Origin of the sequence: Holdemanella biformis DSM 3989, from assembly GCF_000156655.1 — a bacterium.
GTDB lineage: Bacteria > Bacillota_I > Bacilli_A > Erysipelotrichales > Erysipelotrichaceae > Holdemanella > Holdemanella biformis.
This window is the reverse complement of the sequence record NZ_DS996877.1, coordinates 1-683: the sequence shown is the minus strand read 5'-3', so window position 1 is coordinate 683 and position 683 is coordinate 1. Positions and strand designations below refer to the sequence as shown.

Below are 683 nucleotides of genomic sequence, written 5' to 3'. Positions count from 1 at the left end.
ATTGTGAAAGCTATATTTGAAAAACATATGAATCTTCCAAAGACAGATACATTGTATGGAGCAATAGGAATCGATATCAATGTGGACCATATAGCACTATGTGAAACCAATATGGATGGAAATATCGTATTGATCAAGAAGTATCCAATCCATAAGGAGAATACCAAGAACAAACGAAATGAAGAACTGTATCAGCTGGCCATTGAAATCATGGAATTTTGTAAATCCAAGAAGAAAAGTCTGGTCGTTGAAGACTTGAATTTCAAACAGTTGAAAATAAGGATGCTCTATCGCCCTAAAAAACAAAATAAAACATTATCGAGTTTTGCGTATAAAGAAGATATTAGAAAAAGTAGAAAGAAAATGTTTGATGAATGAAGTGGATGTAATCAAAGTAGATCCAAAGAATACGAGTAAGATTGGAAAAGAAAAGTATACAAAGATCAAAGGATTGAGTGTACATTATTGTGCAGCCTATGTCATCAATCCTAGAGGTATGGGATTTGTGGATTAAATAAGATAAATAATCAGAACCAGAAGTTTATGATATCTTACTGGATGATAGATACATAGATTATGGATGAAATTCTGAAGTATTTATAAATAAAAGCATACAATAAAAACTCCATCGATAAAGACTGAATGGATCGGGATACCGAATGATTCAGAAAGATGGAGTGGAT

2 protein-coding genes are annotated in these 683 nt (G+C 32.1%); both read left to right on the top strand.

Features of this window, described 5'->3' with window-relative positions:
- Positions 1–378 (top strand): ROK family protein (locus EUBIFOR_RS13065; protein ID WP_003866343.1); only part of this gene is annotated, 378 nt, incomplete at its 5' end.
- Complete coding sequence (locus EUBIFOR_RS12850; protein ID WP_003866342.1) at positions 371–514, top strand: hypothetical protein; 144 nt, start codon at positions 371–373, stop codon at positions 512–514. The genes EUBIFOR_RS13065 and EUBIFOR_RS12850, both read left to right, overlap by 8 nt.
- Positions 515–683 lie beyond the last annotated feature (169 nt).